At 68.8% G+C, this 24,232-nt stretch carries 23 protein-coding genes; 11 read left to right on the top strand and 12 right to left on the bottom strand.

From position 1 onward, the window contains the following. Window positions 1-67: 67 nt before the first annotated feature. From AC0KUR_RS03650 to AC0KUR_RS03620, 7 genes are all read right to left on the bottom strand, one after another. The gene (locus tag AC0KUR_RS03650; RefSeq protein ID WP_473375379.1) at window positions 68-961 is read right to left on the bottom strand and encodes an amino acid kinase family protein; all 894 of its coding nucleotides are present in this window, start codon (window positions 959-961) and stop codon (window positions 68-70) included. 49 nt (window positions 962-1,010) lie between these two features. Beyond that, window positions 1,011-1,532, bottom strand: coding sequence for a PTS sugar transporter subunit IIA (locus AC0KUR_RS03645; RefSeq protein ID WP_473375378.1), 522 nt, complete (start codon window positions 1,530-1,532; stop codon window positions 1,011-1,013). 131 nt (window positions 1,533-1,663) lie between these two features. Next, window positions 1,664-1,882, bottom strand: coding sequence for a hypothetical protein (locus AC0KUR_RS03640; protein ID WP_226103875.1), 219 nt, complete (start codon window positions 1,880-1,882; stop codon window positions 1,664-1,666). A gap of 58 nt (window positions 1,883-1,940) precedes the next feature. Continuing rightward, window positions 1,941-2,312, bottom strand: coding sequence for a DUF6697 family protein (locus AC0KUR_RS03635; protein ID WP_059559752.1), 372 nt, complete (start codon window positions 2,310-2,312; stop codon window positions 1,941-1,943). 518 nt (window positions 2,313-2,830) lie between these two features. After that, window positions 2,831-4,471: a chaperonin GroEL gene (gene groL / locus AC0KUR_RS03630; RefSeq protein WP_034188397.1), complete on the bottom strand. Its 1,641-nt coding sequence runs from the start codon at window positions 4,469-4,471 to the stop codon at window positions 2,831-2,833. A 12-nt stretch (window positions 4,472-4,483) separates the two neighbouring features. Continuing rightward, the gene (locus tag AC0KUR_RS03625; RefSeq protein ID WP_034188396.1) at window positions 4,484-4,774 is read right to left on the bottom strand and encodes a co-chaperone GroES; all 291 of its coding nucleotides are present in this window, start codon (window positions 4,772-4,774) and stop codon (window positions 4,484-4,486) included. A gap of 142 nt (window positions 4,775-4,916) precedes the next feature. After that, window positions 4,917-6,200, bottom strand: coding sequence for a lipase family protein (locus AC0KUR_RS03620; protein WP_034188395.1), 1,284 nt, complete (start codon window positions 6,198-6,200; stop codon window positions 4,917-4,919). Between the two features lie 373 nt (window positions 6,201-6,573). Here AC0KUR_RS03620 and AC0KUR_RS03615 point away from each other — a divergent pair, with 373 nt between their 5' ends. Together AC0KUR_RS03615 and AC0KUR_RS03610 are read left to right on the top strand one after the other, a co-directional pair. Continuing rightward, window positions 6,574-7,254, top strand: a complete 681-nt coding sequence (locus tag AC0KUR_RS03615) for a class II aldolase/adducin family protein (RefSeq protein ID WP_034188394.1) — start codon at window positions 6,574-6,576, stop codon at window positions 7,252-7,254. Window positions 7,255-7,374: 120 nt separating this feature from the next. Continuing rightward, on the top strand, window positions 7,375-8,493 hold the full coding sequence (locus AC0KUR_RS03610) for a sigma-54 interaction domain-containing protein (protein ID WP_059559743.1): 1,119 nt from the start codon (window positions 7,375-7,377) through the stop codon (window positions 8,491-8,493). On the opposite strand, the gene AC0KUR_RS03605 is transcribed toward AC0KUR_RS03610, so the two are convergent. Genes AC0KUR_RS03605 through AC0KUR_RS03590 form a run of 4 tightly spaced genes read right to left on the bottom strand, consistent with a single transcriptional unit; the run spans window position 8,484 to window position 12,324 of the window. Continuing rightward, window positions 8,484-9,272, bottom strand: coding sequence for an ABC transporter permease (locus AC0KUR_RS03605; protein ID WP_049030693.1), 789 nt, complete (start codon window positions 9,270-9,272; stop codon window positions 8,484-8,486). The genes AC0KUR_RS03610 and AC0KUR_RS03605 overlap by 10 nt on opposite strands. A 22-nt stretch (window positions 9,273-9,294) precedes the next feature. Then, window positions 9,295-10,110 (bottom strand): ABC transporter permease, encoded by an 816-nt coding sequence (locus tag AC0KUR_RS03600; RefSeq protein ID WP_059559738.1) that lies wholly within the window; start codon window positions 10,108-10,110, stop codon window positions 9,295-9,297. After that, window positions 10,110-11,216, bottom strand: coding sequence for a PhnD/SsuA/transferrin family substrate-binding protein (locus AC0KUR_RS03595; RefSeq protein WP_049036333.1), 1,107 nt, complete (start codon window positions 11,214-11,216; stop codon window positions 10,110-10,112). The genes AC0KUR_RS03600 and AC0KUR_RS03595 overlap by 1 nt, the downstream gene beginning before the upstream one ends. 31 nt (window positions 11,217-11,247) lie before the next feature. Continuing rightward, window positions 11,248-12,324: an ABC transporter substrate-binding protein gene (locus tag AC0KUR_RS03590; RefSeq protein ID WP_034188389.1), complete on the bottom strand. Its 1,077-nt coding sequence runs from the start codon at window positions 12,322-12,324 to the stop codon at window positions 11,248-11,250. A 439-nt stretch (window positions 12,325-12,763) separates the two neighbouring features. Between AC0KUR_RS03590 and AC0KUR_RS03585 the strand changes: the two genes are divergently transcribed. The 8 genes from AC0KUR_RS03585 to AC0KUR_RS03550 all read left to right on the top strand — a co-directional run bounded on the left by AC0KUR_RS03585 (window position 12,764) and on the right by AC0KUR_RS03550 (window position 21,841). Continuing rightward, complete coding sequence (locus AC0KUR_RS03585; protein WP_473375377.1) at window positions 12,764-13,936, top strand: LLM class flavin-dependent oxidoreductase; 1,173 nt, start codon at window positions 12,764-12,766, stop codon at window positions 13,934-13,936. Between the two features lie 50 nt (window positions 13,937-13,986). Then, window positions 13,987-15,033, top strand: a complete 1,047-nt coding sequence (locus tag AC0KUR_RS03580; protein ID WP_473375376.1) for an ABC transporter substrate-binding protein — start codon at window positions 13,987-13,989, stop codon at window positions 15,031-15,033. Between the two features lie 33 nt (window positions 15,034-15,066). Continuing rightward, complete coding sequence (locus tag AC0KUR_RS03575) at window positions 15,067-15,861, top strand: energy transducer TonB (protein ID WP_124670095.1); 795 nt, start codon at window positions 15,067-15,069, stop codon at window positions 15,859-15,861. Between the two features lie 41 nt (window positions 15,862-15,902). Further along, window positions 15,903-16,619: a MotA/TolQ/ExbB proton channel family protein gene (locus AC0KUR_RS03570; protein ID WP_034188386.1), complete on the top strand. Its 717-nt coding sequence runs from the start codon at window positions 15,903-15,905 to the stop codon at window positions 16,617-16,619. Further along, entirely contained in the window at window positions 16,619-17,029 is a 411-nt protein-coding gene (locus tag AC0KUR_RS03565) for an ExbD/TolR family protein (RefSeq protein ID WP_473375375.1), read from the top strand. Before AC0KUR_RS03570 ends, AC0KUR_RS03565 begins: the two co-directional genes overlap by 1 nt. A gap of 34 nt (window positions 17,030-17,063) precedes the next feature. Beyond that, complete coding sequence (locus AC0KUR_RS03560) at window positions 17,064-18,128, top strand: ABC transporter substrate-binding protein (protein ID WP_034188384.1); 1,065 nt, start codon at window positions 17,064-17,066, stop codon at window positions 18,126-18,128. Next, on the top strand, window positions 18,125-19,342 hold the full coding sequence (locus AC0KUR_RS03555; RefSeq protein ID WP_473375374.1) for an MFS transporter: 1,218 nt from the start codon (window positions 18,125-18,127) through the stop codon (window positions 19,340-19,342). Before AC0KUR_RS03560 ends, AC0KUR_RS03555 begins: the two co-directional genes overlap by 4 nt. Before the next feature lie 192 nt (window positions 19,343-19,534). Beyond that, window positions 19,535-21,841 (top strand): TonB-dependent receptor, encoded by a 2,307-nt coding sequence (locus AC0KUR_RS03550; protein ID WP_473375373.1) that lies wholly within the window; start codon window positions 19,535-19,537, stop codon window positions 21,839-21,841. A gap of 81 nt (window positions 21,842-21,922) precedes the next feature. Here AC0KUR_RS03550 and AC0KUR_RS03545 read toward each other — a convergent pair whose 3' ends face one another. Continuing rightward, a complete protein-coding gene (locus AC0KUR_RS03545) occupies window positions 21,923-22,882 on the bottom strand; it encodes a LysR substrate-binding domain-containing protein (protein ID WP_069704478.1) in 960 nt (319 codons plus the stop codon). Window positions 22,883-23,066: 184 nt separating this feature from the next. Between AC0KUR_RS03545 and AC0KUR_RS03540 the strand changes: the two genes are divergently transcribed. Continuing rightward, window positions 23,067-24,188, top strand: a complete 1,122-nt coding sequence (locus AC0KUR_RS03540; protein WP_473375465.1) for a M20 aminoacylase family protein — start codon at window positions 23,067-23,069, stop codon at window positions 24,186-24,188. The last annotated feature ends 44 nt before the right edge of the window (window positions 24,189-24,232 follow it).

The following is a 24,232-nucleotide window of genomic DNA, read 5'->3' as shown; positions in this document are numbered from 1 at the left end:
GTGATGTCGTTGTTGCCCGCCTGCGGCGGCCCTTGCGGGTCGCCGCAGGCGTTTTCCCGTTACGCGGTCAGAATCGTACGACCGGCTTCTTCTCCACGCTGAACCCGTCACGCAGCACGCACGCCGAATCGGCGAAGTATCGGCGGGTTTCCGACAGCAGGTCGGTGTTGCCGCGCCGACAGAACACCACACCCGATCCTTCCTCCGTCAGCAGTTCGTCGATCAGCGATTCGGGTTGCCCGATATCGGCGAGGTGGACGTTCTGCACGCCGTGCGCGAGCGCATCGAGCGCGTCCCGCACGCAGGGCGCCGCATCGGCGGCCGGATGCTCGGCAAGCCATTGTTCGAGTTCCGTGATGCCGTACAGCCCGGCGAGCTCGCCGAGTTCGCGCAGCCATGCCCCGTCGACCATCATCACCAGCGTGACGGCACCGGTGCATTGCGCGAACAGGCTGCCGAGCCGTTCCGGGCGCAGCATGTGCGCGTGGCCCGCGTCGTCCGGTGCGACCGGCATCACGACGGGCACGAGTCCGTTTTCCAGGAAGGCGTTCAACGCGGCGCCGTCGAACCGTGCGACCGCGCTTGCCTGCGTGCGGTCGGGTGCCGCGCGGGCGACCAGCAGGCCGCCGTCGTGACCGTCGATGCCGATCGCCCTAGCACCGTGACCGCCGATCAGGCGCACCAGTTCGTGATTGACGCCGGCCATCGCGGCATGCGCGGCCTCGACCGATTGCGTATCGGCCGCGGCCGGCCCGCCCTGGACGACGACCGGACGAACGCCGGTGAGCGCAAGCAGCGCGACATCCTGTGCGAAGGCCGCACGGGTGCGTGCATCGCTCGCGGCGCCGCCATCGACGATGACGACGGTCCGCCCGTGCAGCGCCTGCATGAACGGCAGCGAGCGAGCCAGGCCGGCTGCGCGTCGCGACATGAGCGTGGGACTTTCAGGGTCTGGGAACATGGGAGTCCGAATGAATGGAGGGAGGTGCCTGTCGCCGTTCGACGCGGCGTCAGTGTGTGCGTTGCATCAGCAGGTGAAGCTCGCCGGGCGTTCGCGCATCGCGCGACGCGTGCCGGAACGCGCGCTCGCTGAAACACCGTGCCGCGTCGGCGAGCAGTTCGAGGTGCGTGCGGTCGTCCGCCCGCGGCAGGACCAGCACGATGAATTCGCGCACGGGCTTGCGGTCCGGCGCGTTGAACGCGAACGGATAGAGCGCGCGGACGAACAGCGCGACCGCCGAGTCGAGCCCGTCGACCCGCGCGTGCGGAATCGCGACGCCCTGGCCGAGACCGGTCGAGCCGAGCTGCTCGCGCCTGGCGAGTTCGGTCCGGATCCGTTCGGCGGATACGCCGCCGCTGCGCGCGATATGGCGCGCGACGAGGTCGAACAACTGGGTCGCGCTTTCGGCCGGGACGTCGAGCAGGATGTTGTCCACCGGGCAGGCGTCGGCGAGCCGAGCTGCGGACGGCGTGCCGCCGCGCGGGCGGGGAAGGTCGGGTTGGCCGCCCACGGCGGCCTGCTGCGTTTGCATGCGGATTGCTCCGTGTCGGGATGACAGGGAAATCCTAGACAAAGCCGCATAAAGACAGTGTCAGAGACAGGGGGGCCGGTATTAAAATTTCATATCGACCGACGATGGAACCGGGCCCGCTACGGACTGGCTCACGTACCCGACAAAACGAACGGCAGCGTGGTCAGCAGGAAGACCGAAATGCCGACGACCGGCGCGCCGAACGCGATCGCCGCGAACGCCACGGCGGCGCTGGTCAGCACGAGCGTTCTCGATACCCGGCGATGCCGGTCGTGCGCCGTTGTCCTGCTGTCGCGGATTGCATCGGTCCGCGCGCCGATCACGTGTTTCCAGAACGTCAGGCCCAGCATGATTGCTCCTGTATGAAAGACGAGCGGGACGCGGCGCGTGATGCGCCGCGCAAGCGTGTCAGCTGCGCTCGAGCTTGAGCACGCGCGAGATCTGCGCGGCGGTGAAGCCGCTGTTGCGCACGTAAGGCGCGCAGTCGAGCGGCGCCGTGAGCGATTCGCTGACGACGTACCGGCCGACGAAGCGGTAGGCATCGGTTGCCGTCTTGATGAACACCGGAATCGCATCGCGTTGCGCGGCGAGCGTCCTGCCGGCCGAGCGCGCGGACGCGCTGCCGTCGCAAAGGATCACGTCGGGCGCGTGCGGATTGAGGTCCGCGCGAAGGCAGGCGGCCACGACCTTGCCGTTCTTCGTCGGCAGGAAACCCTGCTTGCTGCCGCCGCAGGCGGTGTGGATGAATTCGCGTGTGTACTGCTTGTCAATCTCGAACATGACCGGGCTCCGGTAACGGAAATTTCTCTGAATAAAATTCAGGTATGCGTAGTAAATGAGTTGGACCGGCGGATCGATGACGCTTCGTTGCACAGGATGTGCCGCGCACACGCTCGAGCGCATGCATTCCCGATGCGCGGTGATCGCATCGACGTCGTGTTCAGGCGTGCACGGAGAGGACTACGGCGCGCACCGTCCGCCAGGCGGCAGGACGATGGCTCGGGAGGGAGGCACAGGCGTCCTGCCTGTCAGGCAGAAAAGCAACTCGGAGGACGAGGACTTCGGAGGCGCATGTCGCGTGCTCGGTGGTGGATGGCGAACCCATTCTAGTGAACGTATTCGCCGGCGCAAGTAAAAAGGTCGTAAAGGCGTGAGAGCGGTGTGTCGGTGCCCGGTTCGACCTGCCGGCCACCGCATTTCGCCGCTTCCATGCAACAACGCGTGACGACTTGCGTCGCCACGCGTTACGCGTCCTGCCCGGCTGCGCGCGCCGGTGAACCGGCGCGCACGGCCCGTCGTCAGAAATCGAAGCCCGGCCCGCCCGCACCCGGGCCGCCCGGTGCGGCAGCCGGCGCCGCATCCTTCGGCGCTTCGAACACGGTCGCATCGGTCGTCAGCAGCAGCCCGGCCACCGACGCCGCGTTTTGCAGCGCCGTGCGCGTGACCTTGGTCGGATCGAGCACGCCCGATTCGACGAGATCGCCGTACTCGCCCGTCTGCGCGTTGTACCCGAAGTTGCCCGTGCCTTCCGCGACCTTCGCGACGACGACGCTCGCTTCCTCGCCCGCGTTCGTGACGATCTGGCGCAGCGGTTCCTCGAGCGCGCGCAGCACGATCTTGATGCCCGCATCCTGGTCGGCGTTCACGCCTTTCAGTTCGCGGATCGCCTGCCGCACGCGGATCAGCGCGACGCCGCCGCCCGGCACGATGCCTTCCTCGACGGCCGCGCGCGTCGCGTGCAGCGCGTCGTCGACGCGGTCCTTCTTCTCCTTCACCTCGATTTCGGTCGCACCGCCGACCTTGATCACGGCAACACCGCCGGCCAGCTTGGCCACGCGCTCCTGCAGTTTTTCACGGTCGTAATCGGACGTCGCCTCGTCGATCTGCACGCGGATCTGCTTCACGCGCGCCTCGATGTTCTTCGCATCGCCCGCGCCGTCGATCACGGTCGTGTTTTCCTTGCCGACCTCGATGCGCTTCGCCTGGCCGAGCTCGGCGAGCGTCGCCTTCTCGAGCGTCAGGCCCGTTTCCTCCGCGATCACCTGCCCGCCGGTGAGGATCGCGATGTCCTCGAGCAGCGCCTTGCGGCGATCGCCGAAGCCCGGCGCCTTGACCGCGACCGTCTTCAGGATCCCGCGGATGTTGTTGACGACGAGCGTCGCGAGCGCTTCGCCTTCGACGTCTTCCGCGATGATCAGCAGCGGCCGGCCCGACTTCGCGACCTGTTCGAGCACCGGCAGCAGGTCGCGGATGTTCGAGATCTTCTTGTCGTGCAGCAGGATGTACGGGCTTTCGATCTCGGCGATCTGCTTGTCGGGATTGTTGATGAAATACGGCGACAAGTAGCCGCGGTCGAACTGCAGCCCTTCGACGACGTCGAGCTCGTCGGCGAGCGACTTGCCGTCCTCGACGGTGATCACGCCTTCCTTGCCGACGCGGTCGATCGCCTCGGCGATGCGCTGGCCGATCGATTCCTCGCCGTTCGCGGAGATCGTCGCGACCTGCGCGATTTCCTTGCTCGTGGTGGTCGGCTTGCTGATCTTCTTCAGCTCGTCGACGGCCGCCGCGACGGCCTTGTCGATGCCGCGCTTCAGGTCGAGCGGGTTGAGCCCGGCCGCCACGTATTTCTGGCCTTCACGGACGATCGCCTGCGCGAGCACCGTGGCCGTCGTCGTGCCGTCGCCGGCTGCATCGCTGGTGCGCGACGCGACTTCCTTCACGAGCTGCGCGCCGATGTTCTGCAGCTTGTCCGCGAGTTCGATTTCCTTCGCGACCGACACGCCGTCCTTCGTGACGACGGGCGCGCCGAAGCTGCGTTCGAGCACGACGTTGCGGCCCTTCGGCCCGAGCGTCACCTTCACCGCGTTCGCGAGGATGTTCACGCCTTCGGTCAGTCTTGCCCGTGCGACGTCGCTGAAAATGATTTCCTTGGCTGCCATGATTGCGCTCCGTTATTGATTGACGACCGCGACGATGTCTTCCTCGCGCAGCACGAGAAACTCGTTGCCGTCCACTTTGACGGCCTGGCCCGCGTACTTGCCGAACAGCACGCGCTCGCCGATCTGCAGGTCGGGCACGATGCGCTGGCCGTCGGCATCCTTCCGGCCGGGGCCAACGGCGATCACTTCGCCCTGGTCGGGTTTTTCGGCGGCGCTGTCGGGGATCACGATGCCCGACGCGGTGGTGGTTTCCTGGTCGAGTCGCTTCACGATCACGCGGTCGTGCAAGGGGCGTAGGCTCATTTTTTCGTCCTGTGCTGATCTGTCGGATTGGGCTGGCACTCTTCAACAGAGAGTGCTGACGAGTATAAAAACGGGCAGCGGCGCGATCCAATAACGGATTTGCACAAGCATTCGCGTCGTCGTGCAAAGCGCAGGGACCCGGCTATTGCGACGCGGACTGCTGGGCGACCGGCGAGCAAATCGGGTGGATCGTCTCGCCGGCGAGCACGCGCTTCACGAACGGAATCGAATCGGCGAGCGACGCGTTCACGGTGCCGTTGTGTTCGCGGCCCGCGTACAGGTGTGCCTCGACCGTCGTGCCCGCCGCGCACGCGTCCTTCGCCAGCGCGAGTTCGAGCGGCGCCAGCCCGTCGTCCGCGCCCGCGCCGATGAAGACGGGGGTGGCGAGCTTCAGTGTCGGATATTTCAGGTAGTCGTCCCACCATGCTTTCAGCCGCGCATCGCCGCCCGGCTTGACCGTATTCGCGTGCGTGAGGTGCGCGAGCGCCGCGTCGTCCTCGAGCGACGCGAGGCAGCCGATGCGCGATTGCTCGAGAATCGGCAGCGCGCGGTCGGTCAACACTTCGTCGGCGCGCAGTGACGGGTCGATCTGCTGCGCCGACAGCACCGAGTAGAACTGGTACGCAAGCGTCGGGTCGACGCGGTCGGGATCGCGCCGGTAGGCCGTCTCGAACGGCGGCAACGACGCGAGCGTGGCACGCGACGCGTTGTAGATCGTCCCGGTCGCGACGGTCGCGCGGATCGCCAGTTCCGGCGCGTAGACGGGTGCGTAGCCGGCCGCCGCGATGACGGCCGAGCCGCCTTGCGACTGGCCGACGAGCACGACTTCGTTCGCGAGGCCCGGCACGCCGCCGAGCACCGCACGCACGCTGTCGAGCAGCGTGTAGCTGTTCGAGCGGTTGTTGAGCTGCGGATTCGGGCCGGGCGTGCCGAGGCCCTGGTAGTCGGTCGCGACCACCGCGAACCCTTGCTGAAGCCATGCGTTCAGGTAGCGCACGTCGCGATACGAGCGGCCGAACCACGACGGCGCGCAGATATCGGCCATCCCGAACGTGCCGTGCGCCCATGCGACGATCGGCCAGCCGCCGGCCGGCGGTGTGCCGCGCGGCACGAACAGCGCGCCCGACACCGCGATCGGCGTCCGGCCGCCGACGCCGTCGGTCGATGCATACAAGATGCGCAACTGCCGCGCGGCGCCCGCGAGCCCGAGCGTGGCCGGCAGTGGTTCGGAGCGCAGCAGCGCGCCGGGAGTGGCCGGGATGTCGCGGTCCCACGTGTAGAACGCGGACACGCGGCCGTCGCCCTGCAGCGGATCGGGCACGGGAACATGGCCGGGCGAGGCCGCGAGCGAAACGACGGAAGGCACGGCGAGTGCCGAGATGAGCAGCGCGCGCGCGGCAACACCGCGCAGGGGAAGGAGCGTCATGGTCGGATGAAGGTGGATGAGATCGGATGCACCGTGCAAGGCCGGTGCGGGCCGACCACGACGCAAGTTTCGAACCAGCACGTTCGTTGCGCACGCCACGCGCGGTGCGGCGGGCAACCGGTCGGCACCACGCGGATGGTGCACGTGCACGCGCTGCGCGTCGCGCAGCAATCGCGGCCGGTACAGTGTTGCTCCCGCAACAGGCGCACGCTCGCGGATAGCATCGCGCGGGTCGGGCATCGCGCGAGCGCCACGCCGGCCGGCCCGCGCAGCGCGCACGCCGGGTTGGCACGATTGCTGCTGATCCGGTGGCCGTGCGTCGCGGTGTCGCGACGCGAGTCCCTCCGTCCATCCGATCAAGGAAACCGTTCTCATGTCCGTCACCCAAGCCATCGACAGCGGCGAACTCGTGGCATTCGTCGAGCGCGCCACGCGCGAGTTCACGCAGGCCGCGCGCGTGCTGAAGGAAACGCGCACGTTGTCCGCGACCAACACGTTCCAGGCGTTCCAGCGCGTGCCGGGCACGGAGCTCGTCGTCGCGCTGTCTGCGCCGAGCCCGTGGGCCGCGTCACAGGACATTCAACCCGTCGTCGTGACGCTCGACGGCGACGTGCTGCACGGCGACGCGCGCGCGGGCGGCAACGGCCCGCGTTACGCGGGCGTGTTCCGCGAGGCGCCTGAAGTGGACGTCGTGATACACGTGCATGGCCCGTATCTCGGTGCGTGGGCGAGCGCGCATCGCCCGCTGCCGATCCGTTATGCGCCGGCCGCGCGCTACACGCGGGCTCGCGAGATTCCGGTCTACGTCGATCGTCGCCCGGGCGAGCCGCGCTTCATCGTCGATACGATCCGGCGCGATCCCGACGTGCCGGCAATCATCGAGGCAAACGGCGGCGCGACGTTCTGGGGCAAGTCGATCCTCGACGTATCGAAGTACATCCTGATCCTCGAGGAAGCCGCGTATTTCCAGGCGCTCGCGGAACCGCTCGGCGGCTCGCTCGACTTCGGGCCGGGCGCGCTCGAACAGCAGTGGAAGATGACCGGTCTTGCCTGACGCCGCACGGCGGCCGACGCAATCCGGCCGCCGTCATACCGATAGCTCGATGAATTGGTTCGTGGCCGGCGTGCGCCTTGCTATCGTCGAACCTTCCCCGTTCAACACGCCGGTCGTGCCATGGCCATCTTCAGCTTGCCGGACCCGACTTCGCACGCGATCACGATCCGCGCGAAGGCACTGACGTTCGACGATCCCAAATCGCGGGTGCTGCTCGAACGCATCCAGCTCGTCGCACCGAGCGATGCGACGGTGCTCGTCACCGGCGAGAGCGGCACCGGCAAGGAGCTGATCGCGCGCCTCGTGCATTCGCTGAGCGAGCGCCATGACGGCCCGTTCGTCGCGGTCAACTGCGGCGCATTTTCCGAGACGCTGATCGAAAGCGAGCTGTTCGGCCACGAGCGCGGCGCGTTCACCGGCGCAATCAATGCCCAGCCCGGCTGGTTCGAATCCGCGAATCGCGGCACGCTCTTTCTCGACGAGGTGGGCGACCTGCCGCTGTCCGCGCAGGTCAAGCTGCTGCGCGTGCTGCAGGAGCGCGAGGTGACGCCGGTCGGCTCGCGCAAGACCGTGAAGATCGACGTGCGGCTGGTCGCGGCGACCAACGTGAATCTCGAGGCGGCGGTGCGCGCGGGCAATTTCCGCGAGGACCTGTACTACCGGCTCAACGTCGTGAAGCTGAGCCTGCTGCCGCTGCGCGAGCGGCCCGGCGACATCGCGCCGCTGATCGAGCATTTCATCGACACCTATGCGAAGCGGCTGCGCGTGGCCGCGCCGACGCTGACCGACGCCGCACGCGCCCGACTGCATGCGCATGCGTGGCCCGGCAACATCCGCGAGCTGGAGAACGTGATCCACCACGCGGTGCTGATCTGCGCGGGCGGGGCGATCGACGTCGGCGACCTGCAGTTCTCGGCGCTGTCGCTCGCGCCCGACACGGCCGGCGCGCCGGGTGCGGCCGCCGCACCGCCGCGCCGCGCACGCGACGTCGCCGAAGCGACCGAGGCGCTGCGTCATGCGGTGATCGAATTGCTGGATCTGGGAACGCCGGCGCTTTGGCAGCACATCGAGGACACCGTCTACCGCAGCGTGTTCGACTACAGCGATCACAACCAGCTGCGCATGTCGCGCCTGCTCGACCAGTCGCGCAACATCGTGCGAGCGCGGCTCGCGCAGCTCGGTATCCTGAAGCCGCGCGACACGGGCGACGCCGACGCGCGGCTGCGCCGTCAGGCGTGATCCCGCCAGCGCAGCGCGCGCCGCGCGATCCGCTCGCATAGCGCGCTCATCCCGACGGCCAGCGCCGTCACGCCCAATACGCACACGAGCAGCACGTCGGCGCGGGCGCCTGCCTGGGCATTCTGCATCAGGCTGCCGATACCGGCCCCCGTGTTGAACAGCAACTCGCTGCTGGTCGCGGTGATCCACGCGAACGGCACGGCCTGCAGCACGCCCGCGAACAGGTCGGGCAATGCGCCCGGTATCAGCACGTCGCGCCACAGGCCGACGCGCGTCAGCCGATACGACTGCGCGAGTTCGACATAACGTGGATCGACGCGGCGCAGCCCGTCGAAGCTGGCGGTGGTCATCGGGTAGAACGCGGCGAGCGCGATGATGAACACCTTGGCGAATTCGCCGGTGCCGGCCCACAGGCTCAGCAGCGGAATCAGCCCGAGCAGCGGCACGTAGCGCAACGCCTGGAACGCCGGTTCGGCGAGCTTGCGCGCGAGCGGCGAACGCGCCAGTACCGCGCCGAACCCGAGCCCAGCCGCGACGCCGAACCCGAGCCCGAGCGTCGTGCGGCGCAGGCTCGCGCCGAGATCGGTTGCGAGTTCGCCGCTGCGGGCGAGTTCGACGAGCGCCGCGCCGACCTGCTGCAGCGGCACGAATGCGTATTGGTGGGCCGCGTCGCCGGACGAGGCAGCTTGCCACGCGGCGATCAGCAGGGCCGGCACGACGAGGCCGCGCGCGCGGCGGCGCAGCGGGGCGAACGAGAAAGCGCGGGTGGCGAAGGTCATGCCGAAGCGTATCCAGTCAAAGTCAGCGCGCGGGCGTCTGCCAGCGCAATGCGTAGCGCTGCACGAGCGCGATCGAGCGGTCGAGCGCGAAACCGATCAGCCCGATCACGGCGACGTCGACGAGCACCACGTCGAGCCGCAGCATCTGCCGCGCGAGTTCCATCATCTGGCCGATCCCGCTGTCGGCGCTGAGCAGCTCGACCGCGACGAGGGCGAGCCACGCGCGCGCGAGTGCGATCCGCACGCCCGTCAGCAGCGGCGGCAGCGCGGCCGGCAGCAGCACGTCGCGCAGTAGCGCGAAGCGGCCGAGCCCGTAGTGGCGCGCCATTTCGACGAGATCGCGCGGCGCATCGTGCACGCCCGTGTACGCGGCCAGCGCGACCGGGAAGAACACGGCCTTGCCGACGACGGCGAGCTTCAACGGCTCGTCGACGCCGATCAGCAGGATCAGCAGCGGAATCAGCGTGAGCGTCGGCACTTGCCGCAGCAGGTCGAAGGTCGGCCGCAGGTAGTCGGCGAACAGCCGGCTGCGTGCGAGCAGGATGCCGAACGCGGCGCCGCCGGTTGCGCCGAGCGCGAAGCCGAGCGCGAGGCGATGCAGCGTGATCAGCAGGTTGTCGCGCAGTTCGCCGGTGTCGAGCAGCGTGCGCAGCGTCGCGGCGAGGCGTTCGGGCGGCACGACGAGCTGCGGCGGAAACCAGCGCTGCGCGCTCGCGAGCCACCACAGCGCGGCGAACGTAAAGGGCGTGATCCACCACAGCGCATGTTCGCCGAGCCGCGCGAGGCCGGGCAGGCGGATCGCGCGCCAGCCGTTCGGCGCGAGGGCGCGCATCGCCATCAGCGGCTCGCGACGCGCGCGGCATCGGCGCGCCAGTAGCCGTCGAGACCAAGCTGCTTGAGCGCGGTCGCCACGAAGGTCGGCGCGAGCAGCGCGTTCACGTCGACCGGCACCGACGTCAGGCCGGCCTGGCGGCTGTACGCGACGACATCGCGGTAGTGGCCGGTAAGCGCCGGCGTGAAGAGCGGCGTCCATTGCTCTTTCCACGGCGTCGATTCGTCCGCGTATTCGCGGCGCACGACGCTTTCGGGCTGGCCCGACGCGCTCAGGATCTTCACGTACGCATCGCGGTTCTGCGGCTGCGAGATCCAGTGCGCGGCCCGCACGTAGGCCGTCGCGACGAGCTGCGTGACGTCGGGGTAGCGCCGCACGAAATCGTCGGATGCCCACAGTTCGGCGCGCATCTTCCAGTCGTCGGGCGCGGTCTTGGTCGACCAGATGATCTTGCCGACGTTCTTGTCGACGAGCGAATACGCGTCGGACAGCGTAAAGAAGCCGTCGACGCGGCCGGCCGCGACGGCTGCCGCGCCGGCCTGCGGATCGAGGTTGTAGATCTTGAAGTCGGACAGCTTCAGCCCGTTTTCGGCGAGCAGCTTGCCGAACGTGACTTCCCACGGCCGGCCGCGATTGAGCGCGATGCGCTTGCCTTTCAGATCGACGATCGACTTCGCGGTCGAGCCGGCCGGCACGACCAGATACGTGTTGCTGCCGGCGCCGCCCGGCACGATCAGGCGCGTGTGCGTGCCCGACGCGTTGACGACGACCGACGGCAGGTCGCCGTAGCCCGCGAAATCGATGCTGCCGTTCGTGAACGCCTCGTTGACGAGCGTGCCGACCGCCGCGGTCGACACCGGCACCCATTGCAGCTTCACGTGCCGGGCGGCCAGCGCCTTCTCGAGCGACTTGTCGGCGTCGATCAGCGCGGATGCGCCGGCATATTGCGTCTTGCCGCCGCTCGAGTACGCGACGACGGCAATGCGCACGACCTTGGGCGCGTCTTGCGCATGCGCGGCCGGTGCCGCGAGCGACGCGGCCGCCAGCGGTAGCACGGCGAGCAGCGCGCGCAGCAGGCGGCGCAGTGACGCGAGGGAGAGGGAGTATTTCATGATGGTCCCGAACAGTGAACGAAAAAGGGGCTCACGCGCGTTTCTGCCACGACGGCCGCAGCACGTCGGCGAGCGGGCGCGGGTCGATCCAGTCGGCGACGTCGAAGTCGGTTTCCAGAAAGCCGTGCTCGCGCAGGAACGTCTTGAACTCGTCGAGCGCGGCGACCGATTCGTCGTCGAGATTGACGCCGAGATGGCGGTGCAGCTGGTTGCCGTACGCGGCTCGCACCCAGTCGATCGACGATGCGGTTTCGCCCGCCACGTAGTGCGCGGTTTCGTCGGGATGCGTGCTCGCCCATTCGCCGGCGGCGACCACGAGCTTCAGGAAGCCGGCGACGATGTCCGGATGGTTCGCGAGCACGTCCGCGTTGACGGTCAGCGGGCGCGGCGTGCCGTTGTTGTTGCGGATCGAGCGCTCCGGATGAAAGCCGATGTCGATCACGACGTGTGCGCCGATCAGTTGCGCGATCTCGAGACCCGTCGAGCCTTTCACGTAGATCGCGTCGACTTCGCCGCGCAGCAGCGCGCCGGCTTCGGCCGCATACAGCGCGCGGCTCGAAAAGCCGTGCGGCGACGCGAACAGGTTCGCCGCACGCGCGGGCCCGACGGCCTGCAGCGTGCGTGCGCGCACGTCGACGAGCTCGACGTCGCGCGTGGTCAGTCCGTCGAGGCTCAGTGCATTGACGAAGCCGCGCAGCGCGGACGCGCGAAAGATGTCGATGCGGTCGTCGGGGCGGCTCGGAATCGCGATCCGGCGGCCGCGCAACGCCTTCACCGAGCGGATGCCCGACTCGGGCCGCGCGAGGATCAGTTGCGATTCGTCGACCCACGACAGCCCGATCACGCGCGTGTTGGCGTCGTTCGAGCGCGCCCACATCGCGGGGATGCTGCCGCCCTGGCGGAACGACTGCGCGAGCGTGTGATCGCTGATCGATGACACGTCGTGCCGCGTGGCGCCGCGCGGCGAGCGGATCGCGACGCCGTCGGCCGACGTCTCGCCGTTGAGCCAGCCGAGATGCACGGCGATGCCGAGCGGCGTCGGCACGGGCGATCGGGCGTACCAGAACGTCTGCTGCTTGTCCGATGACGAATCGGGCCTGTCTGTCATGTGTGAGATTCCCCTGTCTGGGTAAGCGTGGTCGATGCGCGGTGTCGCACGCGCGGCCGTTCCACGTTGCAAGTTCCGGGCCAATGAGCGGAAACGGCCGGGCGGCACGCGGCGCGGGCATCCCGGGCGCCACGCGGCGCGACGGCCGGCGCAACGCCTGTTGCGTGAGCAACAGTCGCGTCGGGTGCTGTTGCGCGTGCAACACCGGTGTGTCGTGCGCAACAGCACGGCACGGATTCGCTTTCGGGATGCCGGCACCGCGCGGCGCGTGTTCGTCGATGGCCGTCGACGCCCGGCCGGCAAGGCATCGCGCGTGCTCGGCGGCCGCGCCGCACGTCAGCAGGCGTGCGCGTTGGCACACCGCGTGCTTTACAGCGCTGCATACGCGCGGCACGCCGGTGCCGCACGCAATCCGAACGGGCCGACAAGGAGAATCCCGATGGCTGTTGAATTTCTGTGGCGCCTGCCGATGCACGGCGATGGCCGGCGCGCACACGACCTGCATACGCGCGGCGAATGGAATCGCCAGCGCGCGTCGCGCGTCGCGCCGAAAGTCGACGACGACGATTTCGGCTACATCGACTATCTGTCGCAGGTGGCGCGCGCGGCCGACATCGCCGGTTTTCACGGCGCGCTGATTCCGATCTTCCGCTTCACCGAGGAACCGTGGGTCGTCGCGGCGGCGCTGGCGCGCGAGACGCGCCGGCTGCGGCTGCTGATCGCGCTGCAGCCGCATTTCGTGCATCCGGTCTATGCGGCGCAAATGGCCGCGAGCCTGCAGCGGATCAGCCGCGGCCGCGTCGAGTGGAACGTCGTCACGGGCGGCGGCGGTCCCGACCAGCGCGCGTACGGCGACTTCATCGATCACGACAGCCGCTATGCGCGCACCGACGAATTCCTCGACGTCGTGAAGGGCGTCGCGGCCGGCGCGCCGTTCTCGTTCGACGGCCGCTTCTACCGCGTCGAAGCCGGCGGGCTGCTGCCGCCGCTGAGCGGCCAGAAGCCGCCGCGGATTTATCTGGCCGGCGCGAGCGACGCTGCGCTCGCGGTCGCGGCGAAACACGGCGACGTGCACCTGAGCTGGGGCGAGCCGCTCGCGAAGCAGAAGGAAGTGATCGACGCGGCGCGCCGCGCGCTCGACCGGGAGAACGCCGAGCGCGACCTGCGCTTCGGCATGCGCATCGACATCCTCGCGCGCGAAACCGAGGAACAGGCGTGGGCCGAGCTGCGGCAGATGTTCGCCACGGTGGGCGACGCGACGCGTGCCGGTTTCGGCGGGCGCGGCGAATCGTCGGAATCGGTCGGCGCGAAGCGCCAGTTCGCATTGCACCAGGGCAACACGCAGCACTTTGACGACCTGATCGTCGGCCCGAACCTGTGGGCCGGAATGTCGCAGATCCGTGGCGGCCCCGGCTGCGTGATCGTCGGTAGCCACGAGCAGGTGGCCGAGCGGCTCGCGGAATACGTCGACATCGGCGTATCGACGTTCATCCTCGCGAGCAACCCGCATCTCGAAGAGGCGTACCGCGTGGGCGAGGAAGTGCTGCCGCTCGTCGACGGCGCGCTGAACGCGGGCGGCACGCAGGCAGCGCTGCGCGTGGCCGGCGCCTGAGCGCGGCGGCGTGCCGCCGCGCATCAACGACAACGACAAGGATACTCACCATGACGACACTCGCTGCGCAGGCCACGGCTTGCGACGCACTCTGGTACACGCGCTGCCCGGTGCCGACCGCGCTCGGCATCGCCGTGCATCGCGGCTGGTTCGACGAAGAGTTCGGGCCGGACGGCATCGTGCTGAATTCGCTGCAGGAGACGGCCGATGCCGACAAGCGCGAATCGCACTTCGATCACAGCCTGCCGCACTCGTTCCGGCAGGGCGGCAACATTCCCGCGCTGTGGGCGCGGGCACGCGGCGCCGATACGCGCGTGATCGGCCTGTCGTGGACCAACGAATTCCAGGCGATCGTCACGCTGCCCGAGCGCGGCATTCGCACGACGCGCGATCTGCGCGGCCGGCGGCTCGGATTGCCGCGCCATCCGATCAGCATCGACTTCTGGCGTGCGGCCGCCCTGAAGGGCTTCCTGAGCGCGCTCGAACTGGAAGGGCTCGGCCACGGCGACGCCGAATGGATCGACCTGCCCGACACGCGCGAGCGCCGCACCGGGCCAGCCTCGTTCACGCGCGGCCCGCACGAGTACGGACTCGAGATCGCGGCGCTCGTGCGCGGCGACGTCGACGCGGTGTTCGTGAAGGGCGTCGCCGGGCTGGAGACCGTGCACCTGATCGACGCGCAGGTCGTCATCGATCTTGGCGCGCATCCCGATCCGCTGGTGCGGATCGGCAACGGCACGCCGCGCACGCTGACCGTCGATCGCGCGCTGATCGATATGCGCCCCGATCTCGTGAGCCGGTTCCTGTCGGTCGTGGTCGGCGCGGGCGACTGGGCCGCGCGCCATCCGGCCGAGACGGTCGCCTATATCGGCCGCGAAACGCATGCCTCCGACGAGTGGGTGCGCTATGCATACGGCGGGGACGTGCACCGCCATCTGGAGACCGGGCTCGCGCCGACGTCGATCGACGGTCTGGTCGCGTTCAAGGATTTTCTCGTCGAATGGGGCTTTCTCGAACGCGATTTCGACGCGCGCGCGTGGATCGACCCGGCGCCGTTCACGCAGATCGACCGGCATCGCCATGCGTGGGTCGCGTAGCGCGCCGCGGCGCGTCATTGCAAGGAGTCGAACATGACAGGGCTGACGATCGAATACGGCGTGCCGCCGGCGCGCCGGCACGTGGCGCGCGCCGCGCCGCGCGCGGCGGTAGTCGCGCGACCTTCGCCGGTGGCGCCGTCCGCGCATGCGGACAAGCGGCCGGCGCCGGCGAGCGGTTGGCGCGGCGCGGGCGCGATTGCACTGGCCGTCGCGGCGCTGCATGCGGGCGTCGTGCTGCTGGCCGCGCGTCCGGCGGCCGCACCGCCGGTGCAACCGCCGCGGCCGTTGCCGATGACGGTGGAACTGACGCGGCCGCCCGAACCGCTGCCGCAGGCCGCGCATCCGCCGCCGATCGTGCCGCCGAAACCGCTGAAGCAGGCGCCGACGCCGCCGAAGCCGCAGATACCCCGCGCGGCCGTTCCGCATCCGGCAGCGGCACCGTCCACCGTGCCGCAGGCGGCGCGCGAAGCTGCACCTGTGCCCGCGCCAACGGCACTGGCCGTCGCAACCCCGGCGCCGGCACCCGCACCCGCCGCACCCGTGCGTGAAACCGCGCCGATCGGCGACGCGGCGTACCTGCGCAATCCGGCGCCCGACTATCCGGCGTTCGCGCAGGACCAGGGCTGGGAAGGGCGCGTCGTGCTGCGCGTGCACGTGCTCGCGAGCGGCACGCCCGATTCCGTCGAGGTCCGCACGAGCAGCGGCCGCCGCGTGCTCGACAACGCGGCGGTGGCCGCCGTGAAGCGCTGGACGTTCGTGCCCGCGAAGCGCGGCGACGAAGCGGTCGACGGCTGGGTCAACGTGCCGATCGATTTCAAGCTGGGCTGACCCGACGGGCGGCTCGCCATATTTTTCAAGGAACTCACATCATGAACGGTATCCCGACCACCTTCATCGTCCAGGGCGCGCTCTGGCTGCTCGTCGTCTTCTCCGTCGTCACGTGGACGTTGATCGTCGTGAAGGCGATCCAGAGCCTGCGGTCGAGCGCGCGCAACCGGCGTTATGTCAGCGCATTCTGGGCCGCGAACAGCTTTCACGACGCGGCCGCGCTCGACAGCGCGAACAGCCCGGTCGGCGAACTCGCCGCGACGGGCTTCGACGCGCTGCGGCGTGCCGACGAGAGCAGCGCACACGATCTGGAACACAGCTGGAGCCGCCACGACCTGCTCGAACGCCATCTGCGGCAGCAGATCCACAATGCGCGCCGGCGCGAGGAAGCAGGGCTCGCGGTACTCGCGTCGATCGGCAGCACCGCGCCGTTCGTCGGCCTGTTCGGCACCGTGTTCGGCATCATCCACGCGCTGACCGCGATCACGCACAGCGCATCGGCGAGCATCGACGTGGTCGCCGGGCCGATCGGCGAGGCGCTCGTCGCGACCGGGATCGGCATCGCGGTCGCGGTGCCCGCCGTGCTCGCCTACAACTTCTTCGTGCGCCGCGTGAAGGCCGCATCGGCCGACCTCGATGCGTTCGCAACCGACTTCGTGACGCTCGCGCAGAAGGCCGGCTTCCGCGTACCGGCGACGGTACCCGCGGCCGCGCCGGCGCGCCGTGCCGGCGATACCCGTCAGGAGGCGTTCGCATAATGGCCTTCTCGTCCTCCACCGACAACGACGACGTGCTCAGCGAAATCAACATCACGCCGCTCGTCGACGTGATGCTCGTGCTACTCGTCGCCTTCATCGTCACCGCGCCGCTGCTCAACAACGCGGTGCACGTGACTCTCCCGAACACAGTCGCGACCGCGCCGGCCGACCGCAAGCCGAACGTCACCGTGAGCGTCGACGCCAAGGGCGTCGTGTATCTCGACAAGCGTGCGGTCGCGCTCGCCGCGGTACCGGCCGAGCTGGCCGCGCTGAAGGCGGGCCGGCCCGACGTCGCGCTCGACCTGCAGGCGGACGAGCACGTGCCGTACGGCACCGTCGCGAAGCTGATGGCCGCGATCGAGCACGCGGGCATCACGCGGCTGTCGGTGCTGACCGCGCCGCGCGGCTGACGCGCCCTTCACGACTTCCTTTGCGAATGCATCCATGAGCACCACGGCTTCACACAACGTTCAATCGATCTGGTACACGCGCTGTCCGGTGCCGACGCCGCTCGGCATCGCCGCGCATCTCGGCTGGCTCGACAGCGAATTCGCCGGCGACGGCATCACCGTGCGCGCGCTGCAGGAAAGCCAGCACGCGGCGCTGCATCACGCGCACGTCGATCATTCGCTCGACAACGCGTTCCGGCAGGGCGGCAGCATTCCCGCGCTGTGGGCACGCGCGGCCGGCGCCGATACGCGCGTGGTCGCGCTGACCTGGGTCGACGAGGCGCAGGCGATCGTCGCGTTGCCGGAAGCCGGCCTCACGCGACCGAAGGACCTGCGCGGGCGCCGCATCGGCTTGCCGCGTCGCGACGGCGAGCGCATCGACATCTTTCGCGCGGCGGCGCTGCGCGGCTTCGTCAGCGCGCTGTCGCTCGACGGGCTCGGCCCCGGCGACGTCGAATGGGTCGACGTGCCGGCGTCGAACCTGCGCGCGCCCGTGTCGACGCCCGCGACCCGCGACGCGGCATTCAGCCACCCCGCGAGCCTGTCGAGCCGGCGGCTCTATGCGGCCGAAGCGGCCGCGCTCGTGCGCGGCGATGTCGATGCGATCTACGTGAAGGGCTCGCTCGGGCTGGAGACCGCGCACCTGATCGGCGCGCGGACGGTCGTCGACATCGGCTTTCATCCCGATCCGCAGATCCGCATCAACAACGGCTCGCCGCGTCCGCTGACCGTCAATGCGGCGACGCTCGAGCGCCATCCCGGCATCGTCAGCCGCTTCCTCGCGCGCGTGACCGATGTCGAAGGCTGGGCGCGCGAGCACGAACACGAAGTGCTCGGCTATCTCGGCCGTGAGACGGGCTCGGGCCATGACTGGCTGCGGCTGGCGTACGGCGCCGACGTGCACCGGCGGTTGCGCACCGATCTCGACGAAGCGTCGATCGCCGCGCTGGACGATTTCAAGCGCTTCCTGGTGGCGTGGCGGTTCCTGCCCGCCGACTTCGACGTGCGCGCGTGGATCGACCGGCGTGCGCTCGACGGCATCGCGACTTTGTCGCGGTGAGCGCGACGGCACGCGTCGCCGACGCATGGCGGCGCGAGCGCTTCACCGGCGGCTTCATGCTGCTGGCGCTCGCGAGCGGCACGACGATCAGCATGGCGCAGCTCGCGACGACGCTGTATGCGCTCGCGCTCGGCGTCGACAGCGCGCGGCTCGGCATCATCGCCGCGATGGAACCGCTCGGCATCGCGCTGATGACGCTGCCGGCCGGGCTGCTGGTCGCGCGCTACGGCGCGCGGCGCGTGTACTTCGCCGCGAGCATGGGGCCGATGCTGCTCAATCTCGTCGTGCCGTTTACCGGCGCGTGGCCGCTGATCGCGCTCACGCAGGCGCTGATCGGACTGTGCATCCCGTTCCGGATCGTGTCGATCAACGGCGTGTTTCTCGCGCGTCTCGCGCGGATCGGCCTCGCCCGCGCGGGCTGGTATCGCGCGGCCATGACGGTCGGAACGGGCATGGCGGGGCCCTGGCTCGCCAGCTGGCTGATCGGGGCGCATGGCGCGGTCGCGACCTTCTGCGCGGCGTCGGCGAGCTTCGCGGGCATGGCCTGGTTCAGCCGCCTGCTGCTCGGCGACGCGGAGCCGCCGCCGCGCGGTGCGCAACCCGACGCCGGTGGCCTGCGTGCGTTGCTCGCGCTTGCGTGGAGCCGCGACGTGCGCGAGCAACTTGCGCTGGAAGCGGTGAACAGCGCGACGCGCTCGCTCGTCGGCACCTATACGGTCGTGCTCGCCATCCAGTATCTGAAGTTGCCGCAGTCGGGCGCCGTCGCGCTGCTGACCCTGCAGGGCGTCGTCGCGGTGATCGCGCTGTTCGGGCTGGGGCATGTCGCGCAGCGGATGACGGAGCGCCGCTGCCATGCCCTTGGCCTCGCAGGCGGCGTGGCCGGGCTGCTCGCGTTCGGCCTCGCGCACGACGCGTGGATCGTCGGCGCGGGGCTCGCCGCGTTGTGCGCCGGGTCGTCGCTGGTGCATCTCGTCAACATGCAGCATCTCGGCCGCCACCCGGCCGACAAGAGCCGGGTGTCGAGCCTCTACAACCTCGCGTCGATGACGGGGGCGTTCTGCGGCCCGTTGGCCTGCAGTGCGCTCGTGCCGGTCGTCGGGTTGCGGGCCGTGTTTCTGTGCTGTCTGCCCGTCGTCGTGCTGGTTGCGTTCGCGTTGCGCTTTGCCGATGGGCGGCGCGACGCGATGCGGCCGCTGCCTGAAAAGTTGTCCTGAAGATCGTCGTCGCCGGTGTTGCGTGACAAGCAGTTTGCTTCCCTCCACAGATGCGCATGCAGCAACACCGGCACCATGCGCGCGCCGGAAGCCCCGTGCGACGGGCCTGTCGATGCTGGCATCCGAATTGCATTAGAGAACCTGTGCGTAGCGCGCACATGCGTTCAACCGATCAAACAGGATGACTCATCGATGTTCAGGAAAAAACTAATCGTCACCGCGCTGGGGGGACTGCTGACGGGCGGCGCCGTATCGTTGCCGGCGTGGGCAGAAGATGGCGCGGCGGCGGGGACGCCGGACGCGCAGCCGGCGCAACAGGCACCGGACGACGCGACCGCGCCGAAGCCGGCGCGTGCGAGCCGCGGCACGGCCGCACGAGAAACGAACCTCGGCACGGTGACCGTGACGGCGCGCCGGCGCAAGGAAAGCATCCAGGACGTGCCGGTCGCGGTGAGTGCGCTGAGCGGCGATGCGATCAAGAACAACGAACTGCGCGTGATCAACGACGTGACGAAGTACGTGCCGAACTTCACCGGGCAATCGACCGAGGGCCGCGAGCGGCCGCGCTGGTTCCTGCGCGGGGTCGGCAGCAACGATCCGTCGGACCTGTCGTTGAGCCCGATCGGCGTGTACTTCGACGACGTGTACATCAACAGCGTGTTCGGGCAGGGTTTTCCGCTGTTCGACCTCGATCGCATCGAGGTGCTGCGCGGGCCGCAGGGCACGCTGTGGGGCAAGAACACCGTGGGCGGTGCGCTCAGCATCACGTCGCAGAAACCGACCTTCGATGTGAGCGGCTATGGCAAGCTCGGGATCGGTCAGTACAACAGCCGGCTCGCGGAGGCCGCGATCGGCGGGCCGATCGGCAAGAACGACGTGCTGGCCGCGCGCGTGTCGGTGTATCACGAGAATGCCGACAGCTTCTACACGAACACCGTTCAGCAGGGGCGCTTCGGCGGCTTCCACGACAATGCGGTGCGCTTCCAGGTGCTGGCCGTGCCGACGTCGGACACTGACTTCCTGTTCAACATCCACGGCCGAAACTATACGGGCGGGGGCAATGCGTGGCACGCGGAAGGCGCGGGGCCGCGCGGCACGAACCAGTTCGGCTTCGTCGGCTCCACCGATCCGTACACGGTGTCGCTCAACGCGCCGTCGAGCGATCATATCTCGACCTGGGGCACGTCGCTCACCGCGCACTGGCGCATCAACCCGGCCGTGACGCTGACGTCGATCACCGCGTTCGAGGGGCTGCACCGCTGGTACCAGGACGACGAGGATTATTCGGCGTTCGACGCGGCGCGCTCGCACGACCGCCTGTCGAGCCGCCAGTTCTCGCAGGAATTCCGGCTCGAATCGCCGCAGGGCGACCGGCTGAGCTGGCTGGTCGGCACGCACCTGTTCACCGAGCAGCTCGCCGAGCAAGGCGCGGGCGGCAGCCCGAGCAGTTCGCCGTCGCCGGCGTACTATCACCTGACCGATCTCTCGCAGCACACGCAGAGCGCGGCGATCTTCGGCAGCGTCAAGTACCGCTTCACCGACCGCTTCAACGTGACGGGCGGGCTGCGCTACACGGTCGAGCGCAAGACCATCAACCTGACGGGGCTGCAGGGTACCGGTAACGTGACGTTCAGCGATCCGAAAAGCTGGTGGTCGCCGTCGTCGGTGTCGTCGCCGCTCGGGGTCAGCGCGCAGCAGAACCAGACCAACACGTGGCGCGCGCCGACCTGGGACCTGACGCCCGAATATGCGCTCAGCAACAACGTGCGCGCGTATTTCCGCTACGCACGCGGCTTCCGTTCGGGCGGCTACAACGGCAACGCCTATACGCAGAGCACCGTGTCGACCGTATCGCCCGAGTACCTGACCGATTACGAGATCGGCATCAAGAGCGAATGGTTCGACAAGCGGCTGATCGTCAACGCGAGCGTGTTTCATTACGACTATCGCGACATCCAGGTGTTCGCGCTCGCGCCGAACCCGTTCGGCGGGCCGCCGGTGTCGACGCTGTCGAACGCGGGGCAGGGACGCGCGGACGGCTTCGAGCTGGAGCTGAAGGCGCAGCCGGTCAACAGCCTGTACCTGTTCGCGAACCTCGGGATGCTGAACACGCGCTACACGGAATTCCGCTACGTGCCGACGGCCGTCGGCAATTCGTTCGCGCGTTCACCGCATACGACGCTGAACGCGGGCTTCGACTATCGCGTGCCGGTGCCGTTCGGCACGCTGACGGCGGGCGGCGACGTGAACTACCGCAGCCGCGAGTATTTCAGCGCGACGCGGCAGACGATGCCGCAACTGTGGCAGGGCGGTTACACGGTGCTGAACGCGCACGTGTCGTACACGACGCCGAACCAGAAGTACATCGTGACGGGCTACGTGACGAACCTGACGAACAAGGTCTACAAGAAGCTCGAGCTGTTGCCGTCATATGGTGCCTATCCGGTGTTGTACGGCGATCCGCGCACGGTCGGAATCACGCTGACCGCGAAGATCTGACGGGTGGCGCATGCCGCGGTGCTGGCGCGTGGCGCGCCGGGCCGCGGCAGGTCGCGGGGTCTGCCGCGACGGCGCACGCCGTCAGATCAGCAGCGATACCGTCCTGAACAGCGCGAGATCCTCCTTGCGCGCCGAGCGCGCGTGCCGGCGGATCACGTACAGCAGGCATTCGATGAAGCAGCGTGCGGCATCGCTCAGCGTGCTGCTGCGGCGCGTGACGATCCCGAGGTCGCGCGGCTCGAACGTCTCCGTCAGCGTCAACGGCCGCATCCGTCCGCCGAACGGCGGTACCGCCGCGAGGATCGTCGGGCACCACGTGCACATGTCGGCCTGTTCGAGCATCGTCTGCAGCATCGCGACCGACTGCGCGCGCACGATGCGCCGCTCGTCGATCCGCGCGCCGTGGCGCGTGAACAGGTAGTCGACGAGCGCGGCCTGCCCGTCGGCCGCGAAATTCAGCACCCAGTCGTGGTCGAGCAGATCGTGGATCGACCGTGCGCGTTCGCGCGGATGGCCGGCGCGCACCATGACCGCCGTGTCGTAGCGCAACATCGGCTCGAACGCGAATTCCTGCGTGCCGCCCGGCTGCACGTGTCCGAGCGCGAAGTCCATGCTGCCGTCGCGCAACAGCGGCTGCGCAACGGCCATCAGCGCTTCGTAGAGTTCGAGTCGCACGTCGGGCATCCGCTCGCGAAAACGCAGTACCGTTTCCGCGAGGAAGGTCACCGTGAGCCACGGTGTGACGCCGACGCTCAGCCGGCCCTCGACGCGGCCGCGCATGCGCTCGAGATCGCTCCGCGCATGCTCGAGCTGCTTCAGCACGAGCTTCGCATGCGTGAGCAGCGTTTTCCCGTAGTCGGTGAAGCCGATGCCTTCCGGCGCACGCACGAGCAGCGGCAGGCGCTCGCTCGCTTCCAGCTCGCGCAGCGCACGCGTGACGGCCGCTTGCGATAGCCCGAGCGCGCGTGCCGCACCACGGATGCTGCCGGCCTCCGCGCTCGCGACGAGTGCCTGCAACTGATGCAGCTTGATGGTGCTCATGACGCGATACCCGACAACGGAAGGTTGTCATCATAACGAAACCGCGGCTGTTCGCCTGGATTTTCGCTGCATACGATCCGGTCACGATCGATCATTCGGGCGATCGGCAACCGGAACGTGTCAGGGGGAATCGGGGTTGGAACGGAACCATATCCATCCGGAAATATCGGCGATCGAGGCGGAGATGATCGCGCTGCGGCGCAGGCTGCATGCGCATCCTGAGCTCGGCTTCGACGAGCATGCGACGAGCGCCATCGTCGCCGATTGCCTGACAACATGGGGTTATCAGGTCACGCGCGGACTTGGCGGCACCGGCGTGGTCGGCACGCTGACGCGCGGCCCCGGGAAACGGCTCGGGTTGCGCGCGGACATGGATGCGCTGCCGATCCGCGAAACGACCGGGCTGCCGCATGCGAGCCGGCATGACGGCGTGATGCACGCGTGCGGCCACGACGGCCATACGGCGATGCTGCTCGCGGCGGCCCGCTGTCTTGCCGGGCGGGCGCGCTTCGCCGGCACGCTGAACCTGATTTTCCAGCCGGCCGAGGAAGGGCTCGGCGGCGCGAAGCGGATGATCGACGACGGACTGTTCGTACGATTTCCGTGCGACGCCGTGTTCGCGATGCACAACGTGCCGGGCTTGCCGGCCGGTGTGCTCGGTTTCTGCGACGGCCCGGCGATGGCGTCGGCCGACGAGGTGCGCGTGCGCGTGATCGGGCGCGGCGGGCACGGCGCCGCGCCGCATACGACGATCGACCCGGTGGTCGTGTGCGCGTCGATCGTGATGGCGTTGCAGACGGTCGTGTCGCGCAACGTGAATCCGCAGGAGCTGGCGATCGTTTCGGCCGGCTCGATCCACGCGGGAACCGCATCGAACGTGATTCCGTCCCACGCGGACCTGACGCTCAGCGTGCGTGCGTTGTCGCCGGACGTACGTGCGCTGCTGGAGCGGCGCATCCGCGAGATCGTGCACGGACAGGCCGCGAGCTATGGCGCGACGGCCGAGATCGACTACCGGCACGATTATCCGGTGCTCGTCAATCACGCGGTGCAGACGGCCTTCGCGCGCGAGGTGGCGCGCGAATGGGGCGGCGATGCGGCGCTGATTCCGCATCTGCGGCCGATCGCGGCGAGCGAGGATTTCGCATTCATGCTGGAGGAATGCGCCGGCAGCTACCTGTCGATCGGCAATGGCGACGGGGCGTCCGGATGCGGGCTGCATCACCCGGGCTACGACTTCAACGATGCCTGCCTCGCGACGGGCGCGAGCTACTGGATCGCACTCGCCGAGCGATATCTCGGATGACGCGGCCGCACGATTTCGATTCACGATTCACACAAGGAGACAGG

The organism is Burkholderia sp. YHN3-13 (genome assembly GCF_055810675.1).
This window is presented reverse-complemented; position numbering and strand designations above follow the sequence as displayed.